The following is a 16,182-nucleotide window of genomic DNA, read 5'->3' as shown; positions in this document are numbered from 1 at the left end:
GCATAATATATGCATAGTTAAAATATTATTATTCTTGAAATAAAGGCATTGTTTTATTAGTATCAAAACCTATTATTTTTGTAACTATTAAAAACATATTTGTAGTACCTTCTTCCATTCCTTGCCTTTCTTCTAAATAACCTTCAGCTTTTAGATTAACTTTAAAAGGCTCATCAAAATTAAATCCTGTATATTCTCTCTCCAAATTAATATACTCTCCTTCCATAGCTACAGGATAATTTTTCATTTCTGCATAATTGCTGAAAACAGCAGAATCAGCATAATAAACAAAATCCCCTTCAAACACTTGAGTATTTGAACTTAATTGAGTTTCTGCTGCATTATTATGATTGCTTTCTCTATTATTAGAACAAGAAATAGCAAGCATAAAAATGATTAACAATAAGTAAAATTTTTTCATATTCACCCTCTTTTTTATATTTGATTATTTTTTAATTTTTTAATTAAAAATATTAATAAAAATTAACAATAAGTATTTATATAGTTTTCACTAATCTAATTTCCTCATCTGAGGGAAAAGTATAGTATCTCTAATACTTCCTACATTCAAAAATAATATAGCCATTCTGTCAATACCTATTCCAAGCCCGCCTGTAGGAGGAAGCCCATACTCCAAAGCATTGATATAATCTAAATCCATATCCATAGTTTCATCTTCGCCTCTTTCCTTAGCCTTTAGCTGTTCTTCAAAACGCTCTTTCTGGTCTATAGGATCATTAAGCTCGCTGAATCCGTTAGACATCTCCATACCGCCTATAAATAATTCATATCTCTCTGTAATTTCAGGATTATCAGGATATGATTTTGAAAGAGGTGAAACTGATTTAGGATAATTAATAACAAATGTAGGCTGTATTAGTTTTTCTTCAACTTTTTCTTCAAATACTGTAACCATTATCTCCCATTTAGAAGGCTTAGTTTTTGAAGTATCTATTTCTATTCCTATTGATTTAGCCTTTTCTAATGCCTCATCATCTGTCTCTATAGCATTAAAATCAAGTCCTGAATGCTCTTTTACCAAATCAGACATAGAAATTCTTGCAAAAGGAGGCTTAAAATTAATCTCATAATCTTTATACTGAGAAGTATATTTTCCATTTAATTTGAAGCATACTTTAGAAAAAACTTCTTCCACCAATTCCATAACCTTATGAAAATTAGCATAAGCCATATATGCTTCCATCATAGTAAACTCAGGATTATGTTTTGTAGATATGCCTTCATTACGGAAATTTCTATTAAGCTCAAAAACTTTATCGAATCCTCCTACAACTAATCTCTTCAGATAAAGTTCAGGTGCTATTCTCAAATATAAAGTCATATCCAAAGTATTATGATGAGTAATAAAAGGCTTGGCTTTAGCTCCTCCTATTAAAGGATGCATCATAGGGGTTTCTACTTCTAAAAAATTATTTTCTATCATAACCTCTCTTACAGCAGAAATCATTTTAGACCTTTTAATAAATGCCTCTTTAACATCATCGTTCATTATTAAATCAACATACCTTTGTCTATAGCGAAGTTCTGTATCTGTTAATCCGTGAAATTTTTCAGGCAGAGGATTAAGTGATTTTGTAAGAAGTTTAAGCTCATTAGCATATATTGTTATCTCTCCTGTTTTAGTTTTAAAAACAGTTCCTTTTACTCCTACAATATCTCCTATATCTATTAACTTTTTAAATACTGTATTATAAAATTCATCTCCTACTTTATCTTTCTGTATATAAGCCTGAATTGCTCCTAATGCATCTTTTATAGTTAAAAATGAAGATTTGCCCATTACCCTATAAAGCATAATCCTTCCTGCAATGGCAACTTCTGTTTCATTTTTCTCTAACTCTTCAAAATTATCCGATATATCCTTTGATTTATAAGTTACATCATAGCTGTTAGGAAAAGGATTAATTCCCATACTTCTTAATGCATTTAATTTTTCTTTTCTATTTTCTTTTTCTGCACTAGTATTTTTTTCATTTTGCGTATTTTCAGAATTATTTTGATTTTCTGACATTAATTTATCCCTCTTAAATTATTTGCTATTTGTAATGAAAATAACATAAAAATTTTTCTATAAATATATATCAAAAATAAAAAAAATTCTATAAAAATTATAAAAAAAGAATAAATCATAAATAAATTAATTAATTAATTTATTTATAAAACAATATTCTGCTGATTTATGAAGATTATTGCTGCTTGATATTTTTTCTATAATATACTATTATTAATGTGAAATATATTATAGTTTTTAAGAAAAAAAATAATGAAAAAGTTTTTGTTTATATTTGTTTTAATATTAATGACATCTGCATTAGCATACTCTTTTCCATACAATATGTATACAGGTATGACAGGGGCATTGCGTTTAGGCGGTACAATTTATATTAATAATGACAGAATAGGGGTAAAAAATAAATACACTTTCTCAACACCTATTATGCTCAATTTCGGAATATTAAGGAATTTTGATATATTTGCAAGAGTTCTTCCTATTACATACACGCCCAAACTAGGGGTAGGTGTTGAAGGACAGCCTCAATTTTCTATAATGCCTAGATTTCAATTTTTTAATGGTTTTATAGGAGGCGTAGAAGTATTATTTCCGGGTTCATCTAAACAAAAGTTCGGGCTTAATCCTCAGCTGCATTATTTAATAGGATTGGGAGACTTTTTTACAATATTTTTAAATCTTGAGCTTCCAATGTATTTTAATGATCCTAGGGGTGTAGTTGAATCTATTAGATTAAAAACTGCCTTCGGTGTTTATCCTGGAGCTTTATTCGGATTTTCTTTAGCTGGAATATATTTAGAATATCATTTTGCTTATGATTTTTATAATAGTGCTGTACTATATCTTAACCGTTTAGGGCTTGGTATTTATTTAGTATTGAACAGCGATGCAAGTCTTTCATTTAACTTAACTCCGTATTTGGAGCAATTAGCAAGCGGATTCTATTTTGGTATAGGGGTTTCGCTATCATATACATTTGATTTCAGCAGATTTGTAAGATAATTGATTATAAAATATATACCAATAACTTTATAAGTATTTATTATTATATATTGACTTTTTTTATGTTTTTATATAATCTACTTCAATGATTAAATACTATATTTTTTTAATAATGATAATATCAAATGCCCTATATTCAATAGTCATAGTAGAAGAAAAAATAAATAAAAAAAATATGTATCTATGGCAGAATTTGGAGTACTCTCTTATTTATACAGGAGATGCGGATAAATTCAAAGCAGAGGGAATTAATACTAATGCCGTAAGCGATTTTGAAGTAATTAATGAAAAAGTTGAAATAGAAACTATACATAAAGAAAATGAAATTCCAACTATGAATTATAAAATAATATATACTATGAAGCCTGTAAGAAGCGGCAAACTTAAAATACCGCAGTTAGAGGCAAGATACTATAACATAGAAAGAGGAAACAGCTTGATTCCCAAAGAACAGATGATAGATGAATATAATATAAGAGTATTTAATTTTTGGTTCTTATTAATTATAATAGGACAATGGATTATTATAGTACTTATTGCATTTTTAATTTATAAATTTGTGAAAGATCAGTATAAATTAAATAATAATAACTTTAAAAATAAAAAAATGAATAATTAAAAAACATAAAGGAATGATAATGTCAGATAATATTAATAACAGCGAAAATACAAATGAAATTAATAATGAGATAAGCAGCACAAGTAAAGATTTGCAGGTTATATCCGAAGCCTCAAAAATGGCACTTGATGTTGTAAATGCTATAAAAAATGAAATAAAAAAAGTTATAATCGGTCAGGAAAATATGATAGATAAACTTTTACTTGGTATTATATGCGATGGGCATGTATTATTGGAAGGCGTACCCGGACTTGCAAAAACATTAACTGTAAAATCTTTAGCAAGCACAGTAGACGCCTCATACAAAAGAATACAGTTTACTCCTGATTTGCTTCCTGCAGATATAGTTGGAACAGAGATTTATGATATAAAAAATTCTGCATTTATTCCAAAACAAGGTCCTATATTTTCTAATATAATATTAGCAGATGAGATAAACCGCTCTCCTGCTAAAGTACAGTCAGCACTTTTAGAAGCTATGGGAGAACATCAGGTTACAATAGGAGATAAAACATATAAATTACCGGATGTATTTTTGGTATTAGCCACTCAAAACCCTATAGAACAGGAAGGAACATATCCTTTGCCTGAAGCTCAGGTTGATAGATTTATGCTTAAAGTAATAGTAAAATATCCTACAAAAAGCGAAGAAAAAACTATCATTAAAAGTATGTCATCTTCAAAACCTGCTGAATTAAAATCTATAACTACGATAGAAACTATAGAAAAATTAAGAAAATTGGCTAATCAAATACATATAGAAGAAAGATTAATAGATTATATAGTAAATATAATAGATGCAACAAGAAATCCAAAAGATTATAAGCTTCAAAGCGAATATATAGAATACGGAGCTTCTCCAAGAGCTGGAATATATTTAACTAAAGCAGCTAAAGCAAATGCTATGATGCTAGGCAGAGGTTTTGTTATGCCTGAAGATATAAGAGCGGTTGCTTATGAGATATTAAGACATAGAATAAGCATAAGCTATGAAGCTCAGGCTGAAAATGTAAACAGCGATATGATAATAGAAAATATTCTTGCTAATATTAATGTACCTTAATTATTAATGCTTTAAAATAAAAAATATTAATTAATTATAAAGCCTGATTAAAAAATTAATCTGTCTTTTTTTATTATAACAATTTATTTTAAATTAAGTTAAGAATTTCATTATTTTTACTTATATCATATTTTATTATATCTAATATATTAGAATTAAAAGGATAGATTTTTAAATGTACATTATTAATTATCTTATTTTGTTTCAATAATCTTCTTAGATTTATATTGTCTTTTATCTTGTTTGTACTGTTATTTTGCTTGGAATTATTATAAGAATTAATATTATTTTTATATACTAAATAAAACTTTATATTTTCTATATCATTAGAATAAGCTAGAAAAATAGCTCTTATTCTCAAATATGCACCTAAAAATTGTTTGTGAAGTTCTTTTAAATCATTATCATGAATACTATTTTTTAATTCTATTATATGCAAGTCAAATGTATTATTAGAATTTTTATTTATAATAACGGCATCAGCACATTTTTGAATTTTTAAATGATTAAATTTTTTTTGTCCTTCTATATCTGATGAACAAATAGATTTGCCTATTAATTTTATACAACATTCCATATTTGATTTTTTATCTTTTATAGTAAAAACATCTTCTCTGATATCAATTTTACACATTTTATTATCAAATAAATATTTTTGATTATATATGAAAGGAGAATTATAAAGTTTATCAAAATCGTCCATAATTATTAACCTTCATTTATTGCATCATATTCTAAAGAGGCATTATTTATATATTTATGAAATGTTTCTATATAAAATCCTGTTTCTCTGCCTCCTTTCAATTCTTTTATAGCTGTTATATCATTATCATCAGTATCAAATTGATATATTCTAACTTTTTCTATATCTATTATGTCATTTTCTGTATATGAATACTCTTTCATTATTTGATTTTTTTTATTTTCATCTTTTATGCTATGAAGCACTGCCATGTTATTTATATGTTCTAATATAGTGTCGCTGTGAGTAGATATTATAATATTTCTTTTTTTATTAACTAAATTAATTAATACACAAGCTATTTGCTTCTGCAATTTTAAATGCAATGATAATTCAGGCTCCTCTATAAATAAACTTCCGACTTCATTTTTATATTTCAAAAATAAATATAATGGGGCAGCTTCTGTTATAACAGCAGAACATAAATGCATAGGTACTTTCAAATCGCTGTTATTAGGCTGATAATACATAGCATTTGTTTCTTCATTAAGATTTATTTTACCTTTAAATATATTGTTTTCAAGTATTTCTATTACATCTTTATAATTATCATTTTCTTTATAATTATAAGATAAACCTATTAAGCTATTAATGAAATCTATAATAGGTTTCTGAAACAGAGTTTTTTCTTTTTTCTCCCCAATGCTAAATTGCTGCATATTTGATATTTTTGATAATTCTTTATATGTTAATAAAAAACCTGTTCTTGATGTTGGTAAAAATTTTAACCCTAAAGAATAAAAATTATTTTCTAATAGATTGGAAATTATATTTCTAATTATAAAAATATAATCAATATTATCATCTTTATCTATATCTAATTGAGAAATACAATCTAATTTATTAATAAATATAAATTCTTTAGCAATAAAAATATTAAATAAATAATTTGAATAATCAAAATATATAGTATCTAAATTTATTAAATTATCATTATCATTAAAAATGAATTTTAAAATTTCTGTTTTATATTTATTTAATAGTTTATTTAATAATTCATAAAATAAATCAACTTCATTCTTTTTTAAAAGATTAAATTGTTTATCAGCATTTTTATATATTAAAAAACTATCTAAAATAAAACTGTTATTTTTTATTTCTATATCATTTATATTTATGTATTTATCAACTATATCTTTAATTTTTTTATATTCTTCCAAGCTGTAAATAAATTCCTTATCCTGAAGCATAATATTTGCAATATTATTATTATATTTTATCAAACCGTATATCAATGTCATCAAATAGCTTTTTCCGCTGTTATTATCGCCTATAAACAATATAAAGTTAGAAAGTTCTATTTCTGCCTCTTTAATTTTACCGAAATTTTTAATTATTAGCTTGGAATATGACATTTTCAAAATACCTTTTTTAATTTGTATTATTTTATAATAGAATTTTATCTTTAACAAGTATTTTAGAAAACAGAACATAAACAGCTTAATATAAATTCTATAAAGCAATTTTTATAATTACCGAAAATTTAATATCAATAAATTTATAAAATAACGGAGTGTATTATATGGTACGTTCTTTATGGACAGCTGCAAGCGGTATGAATGGTATGCAGTTTAAAACTGATACTATAGCCAATAACCTTGCAAATGTTAATACTATAGGATATAAAAAAGTAAGAGCTGATTTTGAAGATTTAATATATCAAAACTTAAAAATACAAGGAACTCCTGCTACAGAAGATACTGTAACACCTGTAGGACTTCAGACAGGATTAGGTGTAAAAAGTGCCGCTACTCAGAAAATGTTTGATCAAGGCTCTTTACAGGCTACAGGAAATAAACTTGATTTGGCATTAGAAGGAGAAGGATTTTTTCAAGTATTAATGCCTGACGGAAGTGTTTCATATACTAGAGACGGTTCTTTCAAGATTGATGCTAATGGACAGATGGTTACTTCAAACGGATACAGACTGCTTCCTGAAATAGTATTCCCTGAAAATTTTTTAATAGAACAAATAAATATATCAAGAGAGGGAGTTGTTTCCGTAAAGATAGGCGATGAAAATGATCCTGTAGAAATAGGACAAATTACACTTCATAGATTTATAAATCAGCCAGGACTTCTATCTATAGGAGATAATCTATATAAAGAAACAATAGCAAGCGGACCTGCTTTTGAAGGAGAGGCTGGTACAAACGGTTTTCCTAGAATACATCAAGGCTTTGTAGAAATGTCTAATGTTAAAGTTGTTGATGAGATGGTGGATATGATTGTGGCACAAAGAGCTTATGAAATGAACTCTAAAGCAGTACAGACAAGCGATAATTTACTTGCTACTGTTGTAAATTTAAAAAGATAAATAAAAAACTAAAATATAACTAGTAATAGAAAGGGGCTTTAAAAAGCCTCTTTTCTATATATAGTTTTATAAGAATCTTCATCTTTTAAATAAAGATTAACCATAGTATCATACTCATATTTTATATTTTCAGCATAAGTTTTTCCTAATACATCATAAGAATTTCCAGCATTATAATATCTAAGGGCTTTTACAATATCACCGTCAAATTTATCCAAAAGCTTATCTATAAATCTTACTCCAAGTATAATATTATCTTTAACATTATATCTATTTAAAGTAGGATCAACATCTTTATTAGCTATAGGAGTTATCTGACAATATCCGTAAGCATTTTTTCTTGATAAAGCTGTAGGTATAAAACTGCTTTCTACTTTGATTAAAGCAACCATTAAAAGAGGATCAACATTATAATTACTGCAAACATCAAAAACATATTTTATAAACCAAAAATCCTGATTATAATGATTAGATACATCTTTAATTAAAGTTGCAACATTATTAGAAGGAAAAGAGTAGTCATTGATGTTAAAACTATGCGTCTCCAAATTGAGATTACAAATAAATAAAATTAATATTATAATTATTCTTTTCATAAACTTCCTATTTAAAATTTTATTTTCTGTTATTTAAATAACTTATTAAAATAAAAAAAATTATACTAATTATATTAAAAAATTGATATTTTTCTTAAAATATCGTTAAAAAATATGACTTTTTACTATGATTTATGCATATTGAGATGATATCTAATTATATACTAACAGAGCCGTCAAAAGAATATCTTGCTTCCCCTTTCATAAATACAATATTATTCTCATATCTTAATATTAAATCTCCGCCTAAAAGATGATTAAGTATAATATTATCTGTTCTGCCGCTAATAAAACCTGCCGCACATACAGCTGATGCACCTGTACCGCAGGCTAAAGTTTCTCCGCTGCCTCTCTCCCAAGTTCTCTGTCTTACCTCTCCCCTATTTATAATCTCTACAAACTCTACATTAGTTCTATTTGGAAATATGCTATTATTTTCTATATAACTTCCTATATCATTAATATTCATATCTGAAACATTATCAACAAATATAATGCAATGAGGATTTCCCATAGAAACAGCAGTAAAATAATATGTTTTATTATTGAATATCATAGGCTCATCAATAATAGGAGTTTTATTTATAGTAGTTGGGATTTTAAGACCTTCAAATATAGGAAAACTCATACTAATTTCTACAGTATCAACTTCTCCGTCTTTTATAAATAATTCGGCATCTAATATTCCCCTTAATGTTTCTATTTTTAGAGGATTATTCTTACTAATTCCTCTGTCATAAGTATATTTTGCTACGCATCTTATACCATTGCCGCACATCTCGCTTTCGCTTCCGTCAGAATTAAACATTCTCATTTGCACATCAGCTTTTTCACTAGGCATTATAAGTATTATTCCGTCAGCACCTATAGAATAATGTCTATTGCTTAGTATAGGAGAATATTCGGCAGCATCTTCAGCTGTAAATTTCTCTTTAAAGCAATTTATATAAATATAATCATTTCCTATGCCATGCATCTTAGTAAATGACAAAGTCATATTAAAAAACCCTAACATAATTTTTGCCGTTTATTTTATAATAAATTTTAAATTAAGTAAATACCATTTGTTTATAAAAAAGTAGGACTATTACTCTATACATTATTTTGTAATATATAATAAAAATTATATTCTAACATTATAAAAAAAATTTATATTATAAATAATAAAAAATAAGGGACTGTCCTAGATAACTTAAATTTGTTAAAATTTAGGTATGAAATGCACGCCTTTGGCGTTGATTAAAGAAAAGCAATTAAAATTAATAGAACATTTTGCAGCAAGGACATCTTTAATCTTAGTAAAAGTTAATAAAACTAGAGCTTCTTATTATTTTTTAAGATTAAGAGAATTAATATTTGAATATGAAACAGAAAAAGAAATTTTTAATGGTGAAATAGAAGTTGATGACACCGCAAGAATGTACTTCGTAAAGATACTTTGGCGGTAAAAGAAAAGGAAAAAGAGGAATAGGAGCTAAAGATAAAATATAAATATTTGGTTTATTGAAAAGATGAAGAAAGTATTATGTAAAAATAATAAATACAACATTATTTGGTATTATTAAGCAAAAACGGAGCTTTTTTAATTATCTAAGACAGTCACAATTATAATTTTAATATATCTTCAATTTTTTCTAGCAAATAACTATCATTATTACATGCATTAATGATATCTTCTTTAGTCATTAATCCTTCCAATATAACATCTCTTGCTGAATCTATTTCAGCAACTATATTAGGTATTTTTGTAAGATATATTGGATAATCATCAATTAAACTATAAACTATATCTTCCCAAAATTCATCATCTTTTGCAAACGGCAATTTTTCTGCAACAGCTCTAGCCATATCACCAACTAAATACATCATTCCTGTATCGCCATATCCTGAAGCAGATTTTTTTACAATCTTTATTACCCTATTATCGGAATCTCTTGCAATGTATCCGTCTTCCTCGCCTTTTACTATTTGTTTTGATATTATTTGTGAAACATTAGGTTTTATATATGGAAAAACATTTTCTTTTATATAAATATCTCCGTTAATAATTAAAGTATCATCAAGTATATCGAGTACTAAATTAAGAGAACTGCTGCTATTTTTTTTATCATATACATCAGATACAACTTTTTTCAAATTATATTTATCTGCATAATAATCAAAAGCTTCATTCATATAGCCTGTAACTATTGTAATATCGTATATATTATTAGAATGCAGAAATTCTATATTTCTTTCCAAAAGCGTCCTGCCATTAACTTTAAATAAAGGCTTGGGTTCTTTTAAAGTAAATGGATACAGCCTAGTTCCTTTTCCAGCTGCAAGTATTATTCCCCTCATTAAAATCCTTATTATATATACTTAATACTTTTTAAATATTCTTCTAAAATATTTAAAAAATCAGATATATCATTTTTATCTATAGCACCAATATTTGCTACTCTAAAAGTATTAAAATTAGAAATTTTACCCGGATAAATAGTAAAGCCTCTTTCATATAAATAGTTATGCATATTATCAAAATTATATCCTTCGCATTCTGGTTCAAATATTGCAGTTATAATCTTTGACTGACACTCATAATCTAATAAAAGCTTCAAATTTAATTTTTTCAAACCTAATATTAAAGTTTCAAAAGATTCTGTATATCTCTTATTTCTATTTTCTATAGTTTCTTCTTTTGTTTCTATTACAGCTTGTTTTAAAGCATATAATGTTTGAACAGGCGGCGTAAATCTTGTTTGTTTGGTTTTAGTAAAATTACTATACTGTGCATATAAATCTAAATAATAGCTTTTTGATTTAATATTTTTTAATCTTTCTAGTGAAACTCTATTGCATATAACAAAAGCAATGCCAGCCATACCTTGAATATTTTTATTTGAACTAGCTATAAGAAAATGTATATTCATTTTTTTCATATCTATTGGAATTCCTGCATAAGAACTCATAGCATCAACAATAAACTCAATATTATATTTTTTTGCTAATAAACCTATATGCCCAATATCATTTAAAAGCCCAGTACCTGTTTCATTATGCACAGCACATATATAATCAAAATTACTGCTTTTTAAAACTTCTTCTAACTTTTGATAATCTATTGGTTTTATTAAATCGCTCTCATAATTATAAAAATCAGCGTCATAAGTAGATAGTATTTCTATCATTCTTTCACTATAAGAACCATTATTAATAACTAAAATCTTTTTCCCATTACAGATAGAAGAAAGAACAGCCTCCACTCCAGCAGTTCCAGCTCCTCCAAATAAAACAGCAGTATAATCTTTAGTATCAGCAACAAAGCTTGTGAGTTCTTCAATTATAAATTCCATAACTTCTCCAAACTCTTTTTCTCTAGGACAAATATCACTTACAATTTGAGCCATTTTAACAGTATCAGTAGTTGTAGCAGGACCGGGATTTAATAATATATTTCTTTTTATATTCATAAATTTATCTCCAAAAATATTATATTTTATTCTTCAGGTATTAAAGTAAGTATATCTTTTATAGACATACACATATCATCAGCCTCTTTTGCCCTTCTATTATAAAGTATAGTTTCTGCAGTTTTCTTCATAGCAGGAAAAGCACTTCTTGTAAGCTGATTAGCATATATAACTATATTAACACCCATACAGCTAAATTCATCTTCTGTAACAGTATTAAATGTAGTAGGCACAACAACCAAATAGCTTTTATTATCTTTTTCTCTAAACTTATTACAAAATTCAAATATTTCATCTGGCTCTTTTTTTCTGGAATGTATCATTATACCATCAGCTCCGGCTTTAGAATATTCAAATGCCCTATTTAAAGCATCTTCCATGCCTTTTTCTAAAATAAGACTTTCTATTCTAGCTATTATCATAAAATCTTTTGTTTTTAATACTTTTTTACCAGAACTTATTTTATTACAAAAATTTTCTATAGTATCCTGCTGCTGTTCAACTTCTGTTCCAAAAAGAGAATTTTTCTTTAATCCTATTTTATCTTCTATAATAACAGCAGAAACTCCTATACGCTCTAAAGTTTTTACATTATAGATAAAATGTTCTATAAGTCCGCCTGTATCAGCATCTAATATTATAGGTTTAGTAGTAACTTCCATTATTTCATTAATAGTCTGAAGTCTTGATGATAAATCAACCAATTCTATATCAGGTTTTCCTCTTGAAGTAGAATCACATAAGCTAGATACCCACATTCCATCAAATTGATAATATTTTCCATCTTTTACTACTGTAGTTTTTTCAGCTATCAATCCTGTTAAACCATTATGTGCTTCTATAATAGAAACTGTTGGTTTATAGGAAAGTATTTTTTTTAATCTTCCTCTCCTTATTTCTGGCACAGACAAATATTCAGCTGATTTATATTCCAATACATTAAATTCCTTATCTTTAGAAAAAGGGTATTCTATTAATATGCCGCCTATTTTTTTTAAAGTATTTATAGTTTCTTCTCTAATATATTTTAAATTATCATCTCTCCACTCATCGCCATGTACAACATAATCAGGCTTTATACTCATTAAATTATCTGTATAACTCAAAGTCTTTTGCTCAATAACTTCATCAACATACTTAATGTTTTTGATAATTTCGTATCTATGTTCATAATCAAGTACAGGATACCTTTTAAAACTAGCTACAGCCTGATCGCCCATAACACCAACTACAACTTTTCCTAACTCTTTAGCTTTTTTCAATATTCTTATATGTCCGCCATGTATTATATCTGTACTGAATGCTAAATAAACAACTCTTTGCTTATTAAAATAATTATTAATATATTCTCTATTTTTTATATCATCATCTAAAACTATACAAATTTCACTTCTATTATTATCTATTAATGAAATATCCTCAAATTCAAATATTTTACTATAATCACTTATATTTGAAAATTTATTAATTTTTATTATAGGAAAATAATAGAATAAATTATCTCTTGTATTAATATCTATATTTTTTATATTATCAGAAATATTTGCATAGCTATTTACAGCAGCTGATTTAGTATTAAAAGAAAGTACATCGCTTAAAACAGCTTCAGAAAATATAGAATCTCCATTTAATATTAGTATATCATCTTCTAAATTTCCATCAATCACATTATAAATATCATCTGCAATATAATAATTAATGTTATATTCCCTGCAATATTCATCTATACTATTGCTGTTATATAAAAAATATATATCTGTTATTGCAAATTTACTTAATAATCTTAATTGCCTTTTCAATAAATCTTCATCATTATGAACAATATATGAAGAAAAATCAGATTTCAAAATAATAGCTTTCATAAAAATCCTGCTGTTTAATGATATGTTTTATTCTCTTAAAAATTTAATGAAATTATTCTTATTATCTAATGGAGTTATATTAGGTCTTATTAAATCTTTTCTAGAAAAAATAGAAACTTTTACTTCAATAAATGATAAAACATTTTTTAAATTTATAAGTATATCATCTAATTCATCTAAACTATCAACTGCAGCTGAAAATTCATAGCCTGATTTTTTGGCTATTTCAGGTAAATTAATTTTATCAGCAGCTGTAGGCATTCCTCCGACAGACTCATGGGCTGCATTATTTAAAACTATATGAACAAAATTATTAGGTTTTCTGCTTCCAATAATTGGTAAAGCTCCCATATGCATAAGTACGGCACCATCTCCGTCTAAACACCAAATTCTTTTATTTTTCTTTTGTAATGCTATGGATAATGCTATCATAGAACTATGTCCCATAGAACCAACTGTTAAAAAATCATTATTATGCCCAAATTTATTATTTTCTCTAATTTCAAACAGCTCTCTAGAAATCTTACCTGTAGTTGAAACTATAATATCATTTTTAGAATATTCTAAAATTTTTTCTATGGCTTTTTCCCTAATTAACTCATTAGTATTCTTGTAATCAAATAATTTTTCTTTTTCAAAAAAACCGTCTTTAATAACAAATGCCGCCTGTATGCCTTTATCTAATAATGATTTGAAACTACTTAAAAAATCTTTTACAATATCGTATGTAGCATTTTTATCCAAAACCTCATATACAATATTTAAATCATCAAGCAGTTTTAATGTTATCTCACCTTGAAACAGATGCTGCGGTTCATCTTTAATATCAGGCTCACCTCTCCATCCGATAATAAATAAAACAGGCACAGCATATATTTTTTCATTTAAAAGAGATGCAACAGGATTTATAATATTTCCAATTCCGCTATTTTGTAAATAAACACAAGGATAATTGCCTGAAGCCAAATTATAACCGCAGGCAAGACCAACAGCATTGCCTTCATTAGCAGCTATAATATGACTATCCGAAATTCCATATTTTTCCATAAGTTTATCACAAAAACTTTGCAGTTTAGAATCTGGAACTCCTGTAAAAAAATTAATATTGTACTCATTTAATAAATTTATAAAATCATAAGCTTTAATCATAAAATAAGTTTCCTAAACAGATTCTAAATATGTTTTCAAAACTAAAGCTCCATTTTTTGCCGCTTCTCCTTGAAACTTATAAGCCTCTTCTTTAGCTTTAATAATATTATCTTTTAATTCATTATTATTAATTGTATATTCAATAATACTTGATATATTAGAAAAGTTATTCTCATCTATTGAAATAGAAATATTCGGTAAGGTTTTGAATGTCCAAGTTTCTTCTTTTAATTCAAAAGCATCATATCCCCTTTTATCAAAACTAAAACTAGGTATAATAGCAGGTTTATCAAAAAGAAAAGCATAATCAAATATTACGCCTGAAAAATCAGATATCATAACATCAGCTTTTGATAAAGAATAAATATTGTCTATATTAAAATCCCATTCTATATCAGCATTGTTTTTATATTTATTTTTTAATCTTTCAAGCATATCTCTTTCTGATATACTAGATTGAGGATGAGGGCGTATAATTACATAATATCCGCTTTCTAAAATAGGATCTATAATTTTTTCTCCAAATCTAGTAAGAAGCCCGTTCATACCCCAAGAAGGAGCTATCAAAACAGTTTTTTTATTTTGTACTTTAGTAATAGATTTTGAAGCTGCTTCTTTCTTTTTATTGAGTTCATCTAAATAAGTACTTCCTATAATTTCTAAATCTTTTAATTTAGTATTTCTAGTATTTTCTAATTCTCTTATATCAGAAATTTGATTCTCACCGCTTAATAATACAGCATCAAAAAAATCTAAAGAATACAAGCAATATAATGATGCTTCATTAGGAGCATGAAATATATGAATGTATTTTTTTACCCCTTTAGAGCGTTTTAATTGAAAAACATCTAAATTCGGAGTTGTCATTAAGCAGATATCCGCTTCTATAAAATTCAATTTAGCATAAGCTTTATTTCCTACCCCTATAAACTCCGTATGAAGCAAATCATTTTTTATTTCAAATATAGGATCATCTTCGCTTGAACTATAATATATTACTGGCATTTCTAATTTAATTAATTCTTCTATTATAGGCTTAAATACATTGCAGTATCTTTTATCTTCTCCGTAAATTATTATCCTAGCCTTTTTAGAAGCCTCTGTATCTATGGATTTATTTTTAGAAAATGACATAGTTTTTAATTTTATTAAAAGAGCTTTAGATAAAAAGAATAAAGTGCCTATTATCCCAAAAAGTGCAGAAAAAAGCAAACTTCCTGTGCCTGGATCTATATATCCGAAAAGATTAGCTTGTATTAAAATAAAAAATATTAATATATCTATTTTTTTATCAAACATTATAATACTCCCGAAAAACTAACCTTTTTAGAGTTTATAATATTTTTGA

The 16,182-nt window shown here is 26.3% G+C and carries 15 protein-coding genes and 1 pseudogene; 5 read left to right on the top strand and 11 right to left on the bottom strand.

Annotated elements, in window-relative coordinates; genetic code table 11:
• Positions 1-28: 28 nt before the first annotated feature.
• Positions 29-421, bottom strand: a complete 393-nt coding sequence (locus tag QZ288_RS06575) for a copper homeostasis protein (RefSeq protein ID WP_295156682.1) — start codon at positions 419-421, stop codon at positions 29-31.
• 90 nt (positions 422-511) lie between these two features.
• Positions 512-2,032, bottom strand: coding sequence for a lysine--tRNA ligase (gene lysS / locus QZ288_RS06570; RefSeq protein WP_295156679.1), 1,521 nt, complete (start codon positions 2,030-2,032; stop codon positions 512-514).
• Positions 2,033-2,284: 252 nt separating this feature from the next.
• Between lysS and QZ288_RS06565 the strand changes: the two genes are divergently transcribed.
• The 3 genes from QZ288_RS06565 (at position 2,285) to QZ288_RS06555 (ending at position 4,716) form a co-directional block, all read left to right on the top strand.
• The gene (locus tag QZ288_RS06565) at positions 2,285-3,034 is read left to right on the top strand and encodes a hypothetical protein (protein ID WP_295156677.1); all 750 of its coding nucleotides are present in this window, start codon (positions 2,285-2,287) and stop codon (positions 3,032-3,034) included.
• Between the two features lie 112 nt (positions 3,035-3,146).
• Entirely contained in the window at positions 3,147-3,653 is a 507-nt protein-coding gene (locus QZ288_RS06560; protein WP_295156753.1) for a BatD family protein, read from the top strand.
• Positions 3,654-3,672: 19 nt separating this feature from the next.
• Positions 3,673-4,716 carry an AAA family ATPase gene (locus QZ288_RS06555; protein ID WP_295156674.1) on the top strand — a complete coding sequence of 348 codons (1,044 nt, stop codon included), beginning with the start codon at positions 3,673-3,675 and terminating at the stop codon, positions 4,714-4,716.
• Between the two features lie 88 nt (positions 4,717-4,804).
• Here QZ288_RS06555 and QZ288_RS06550 read toward each other — a convergent pair whose 3' ends face one another.
• A complete protein-coding gene (locus QZ288_RS06550; RefSeq protein WP_295156672.1) occupies positions 4,805-5,419 on the bottom strand; it encodes a hypothetical protein in 615 nt (204 codons plus the stop codon).
• 5 nt (positions 5,420-5,424) lie between these two features.
• Entirely contained in the window at positions 5,425-6,813 is a 1,389-nt protein-coding gene (locus tag QZ288_RS06545) for an AAA family ATPase (protein ID WP_295156669.1), read from the bottom strand.
• 167 nt (positions 6,814-6,980) lie between these two features.
• Here QZ288_RS06545 and flgG point away from each other — a divergent pair, with 167 nt between their 5' ends.
• On the top strand, positions 6,981-7,775 hold the full coding sequence (gene flgG, locus QZ288_RS06540; protein WP_295156667.1) for a flagellar basal-body rod protein FlgG: 795 nt from the start codon (positions 6,981-6,983) through the stop codon (positions 7,773-7,775).
• Between the two features lie 38 nt (positions 7,776-7,813).
• Here flgG and QZ288_RS06535 read toward each other — a convergent pair whose 3' ends face one another.
• Positions 7,814-8,371 carry a transglycosylase SLT domain-containing protein gene (locus tag QZ288_RS06535; protein WP_295156663.1) on the bottom strand — a complete coding sequence of 186 codons (558 nt, stop codon included), beginning with the start codon at positions 8,369-8,371 and terminating at the stop codon, positions 7,814-7,816.
• 157 nt (positions 8,372-8,528) lie between these two features.
• A complete protein-coding gene (dapF, locus tag QZ288_RS06530) occupies positions 8,529-9,368 on the bottom strand; it encodes a diaminopimelate epimerase (RefSeq protein ID WP_295156661.1) in 840 nt (279 codons plus the stop codon).
• A gap of 217 nt (positions 9,369-9,585) precedes the next feature.
• Between dapF and QZ288_RS06525 the strand changes: the two are divergent.
• Positions 9,586-9,883 (top strand): annotated as a pseudogene (locus QZ288_RS06525) (IS1595 family transposase); the annotation flags it as partial.
• Positions 9,884-9,976: 93 nt separating this feature from the next.
• Here the strand turns inward: QZ288_RS06525 and QZ288_RS06520 are convergent.
• From QZ288_RS06520 to QZ288_RS06500, 5 genes are read right to left on the bottom strand one after another with little or no spacing between them, the layout of a single operon-like run.
• Complete coding sequence (locus QZ288_RS06520; protein WP_295156658.1) at positions 9,977-10,711, bottom strand: sugar phosphate nucleotidyltransferase; 735 nt, start codon at positions 10,709-10,711, stop codon at positions 9,977-9,979.
• Between the two features lie 11 nt (positions 10,712-10,722).
• Positions 10,723-11,823, bottom strand: a complete 1,101-nt coding sequence (locus tag QZ288_RS06515; protein ID WP_295156655.1) for a 2-aminoethylphosphonate aminotransferase — start codon at positions 11,821-11,823, stop codon at positions 10,723-10,725.
• Between the two features lie 26 nt (positions 11,824-11,849).
• Entirely contained in the window at positions 11,850-13,685 is a 1,836-nt protein-coding gene (gene aepX / locus QZ288_RS06510; RefSeq protein WP_295156653.1) for a phosphoenolpyruvate mutase, read from the bottom strand.
• Between the two features lie 27 nt (positions 13,686-13,712).
• The gene (gene aepY, locus QZ288_RS06505) at positions 13,713-14,834 is read right to left on the bottom strand and encodes a phosphonopyruvate decarboxylase (RefSeq protein ID WP_295156651.1); all 1,122 of its coding nucleotides are present in this window, start codon (positions 14,832-14,834) and stop codon (positions 13,713-13,715) included.
• Between the two features lie 12 nt (positions 14,835-14,846).
• Entirely contained in the window at positions 14,847-16,133 is a 1,287-nt protein-coding gene (locus QZ288_RS06500; RefSeq protein ID WP_295156648.1) for a CDP-glycerol glycerophosphotransferase family protein, read from the bottom strand.
• Between the last annotated feature and the right edge of the window lie 49 nt (positions 16,134-16,182).

This window comes from uncultured Brachyspira sp., assembly GCF_910578695.1.
Taxonomy (GTDB): domain Bacteria; phylum Spirochaetota; class Brachyspiria; order Brachyspirales; family Brachyspiraceae; genus Brachyspira.
This window is presented reverse-complemented; position numbering and strand designations above follow the sequence as displayed.

What these genes read in the sequence shown, in the direction of transcription:
- QZ288_RS06535 (WP_295156663.1), bottom strand. Translation starts at nt 8,371, where the DNA reads ATGAAAAGAATAATTATAATATTAATTTTATTTATTTGTAATCTCAAT.
- QZ288_RS06560 (WP_295156753.1), top strand. Translation starts at nt 3,147, where the DNA reads ATGATAATATCAAATGCCCTATATTCAATAGTCATAGTAGAAGAAAAA.
- aepX (WP_295156653.1), bottom strand. Translation starts at nt 13,685, where the DNA reads ATGAAAGCTATTATTTTGAAATCTGATTTTTCTTCATATATTGTTCAT.
- aepY (WP_295156651.1), bottom strand. Translation starts at nt 14,834, where the DNA reads ATGATTAAAGCTTATGATTTTATAAATTTATTAAATGAGTACAATATT.
- flgG (WP_295156667.1), top strand. Translation starts at nt 6,981, where the DNA reads ATGGTACGTTCTTTATGGACAGCTGCAAGCGGTATGAATGGTATGCAG.
- QZ288_RS06515 (WP_295156655.1), bottom strand. Translation starts at nt 11,823, where the DNA reads ATGAATATAAAAAGAAATATATTATTAAATCCCGGTCCTGCTACAACT.
- QZ288_RS06555 (WP_295156674.1), top strand. Translation starts at nt 3,673, where the DNA reads ATGTCAGATAATATTAATAACAGCGAAAATACAAATGAAATTAATAAT.
- QZ288_RS06575 (WP_295156682.1), bottom strand. Translation starts at nt 421, where the DNA reads ATGAAAAAATTTTACTTATTGTTAATCATTTTTATGCTTGCTATTTCT.
- QZ288_RS06550 (WP_295156672.1), bottom strand. Translation starts at nt 5,419, where the DNA reads ATGGACGATTTTGATAAACTTTATAATTCTCCTTTCATATATAATCAA.
- lysS (WP_295156679.1), bottom strand. Translation starts at nt 2,032, where the DNA reads ATGTCAGAAAATCAAAATAATTCTGAAAATACGCAAAATGAAAAAAAT.
- QZ288_RS06545 (WP_295156669.1), bottom strand. Translation starts at nt 6,813, where the DNA reads ATGTCATATTCCAAGCTAATAATTAAAAATTTCGGTAAAATTAAAGAG.
- QZ288_RS06520 (WP_295156658.1), bottom strand. Translation starts at nt 10,711, where the DNA reads ATGAGGGGAATAATACTTGCAGCTGGAAAAGGAACTAGGCTGTATCCA.
- QZ288_RS06500 (WP_295156648.1), bottom strand. Translation starts at nt 16,133, where the DNA reads ATGTTTGATAAAAAAATAGATATATTAATATTTTTTATTTTAATACAA.
- QZ288_RS06565 (WP_295156677.1), top strand. Translation starts at nt 2,285, where the DNA reads ATGAAAAAGTTTTTGTTTATATTTGTTTTAATATTAATGACATCTGCA.
- dapF (WP_295156661.1), bottom strand. Translation starts at nt 9,368, where the DNA reads ATGACTTTGTCATTTACTAAGATGCATGGCATAGGAAATGATTATATT.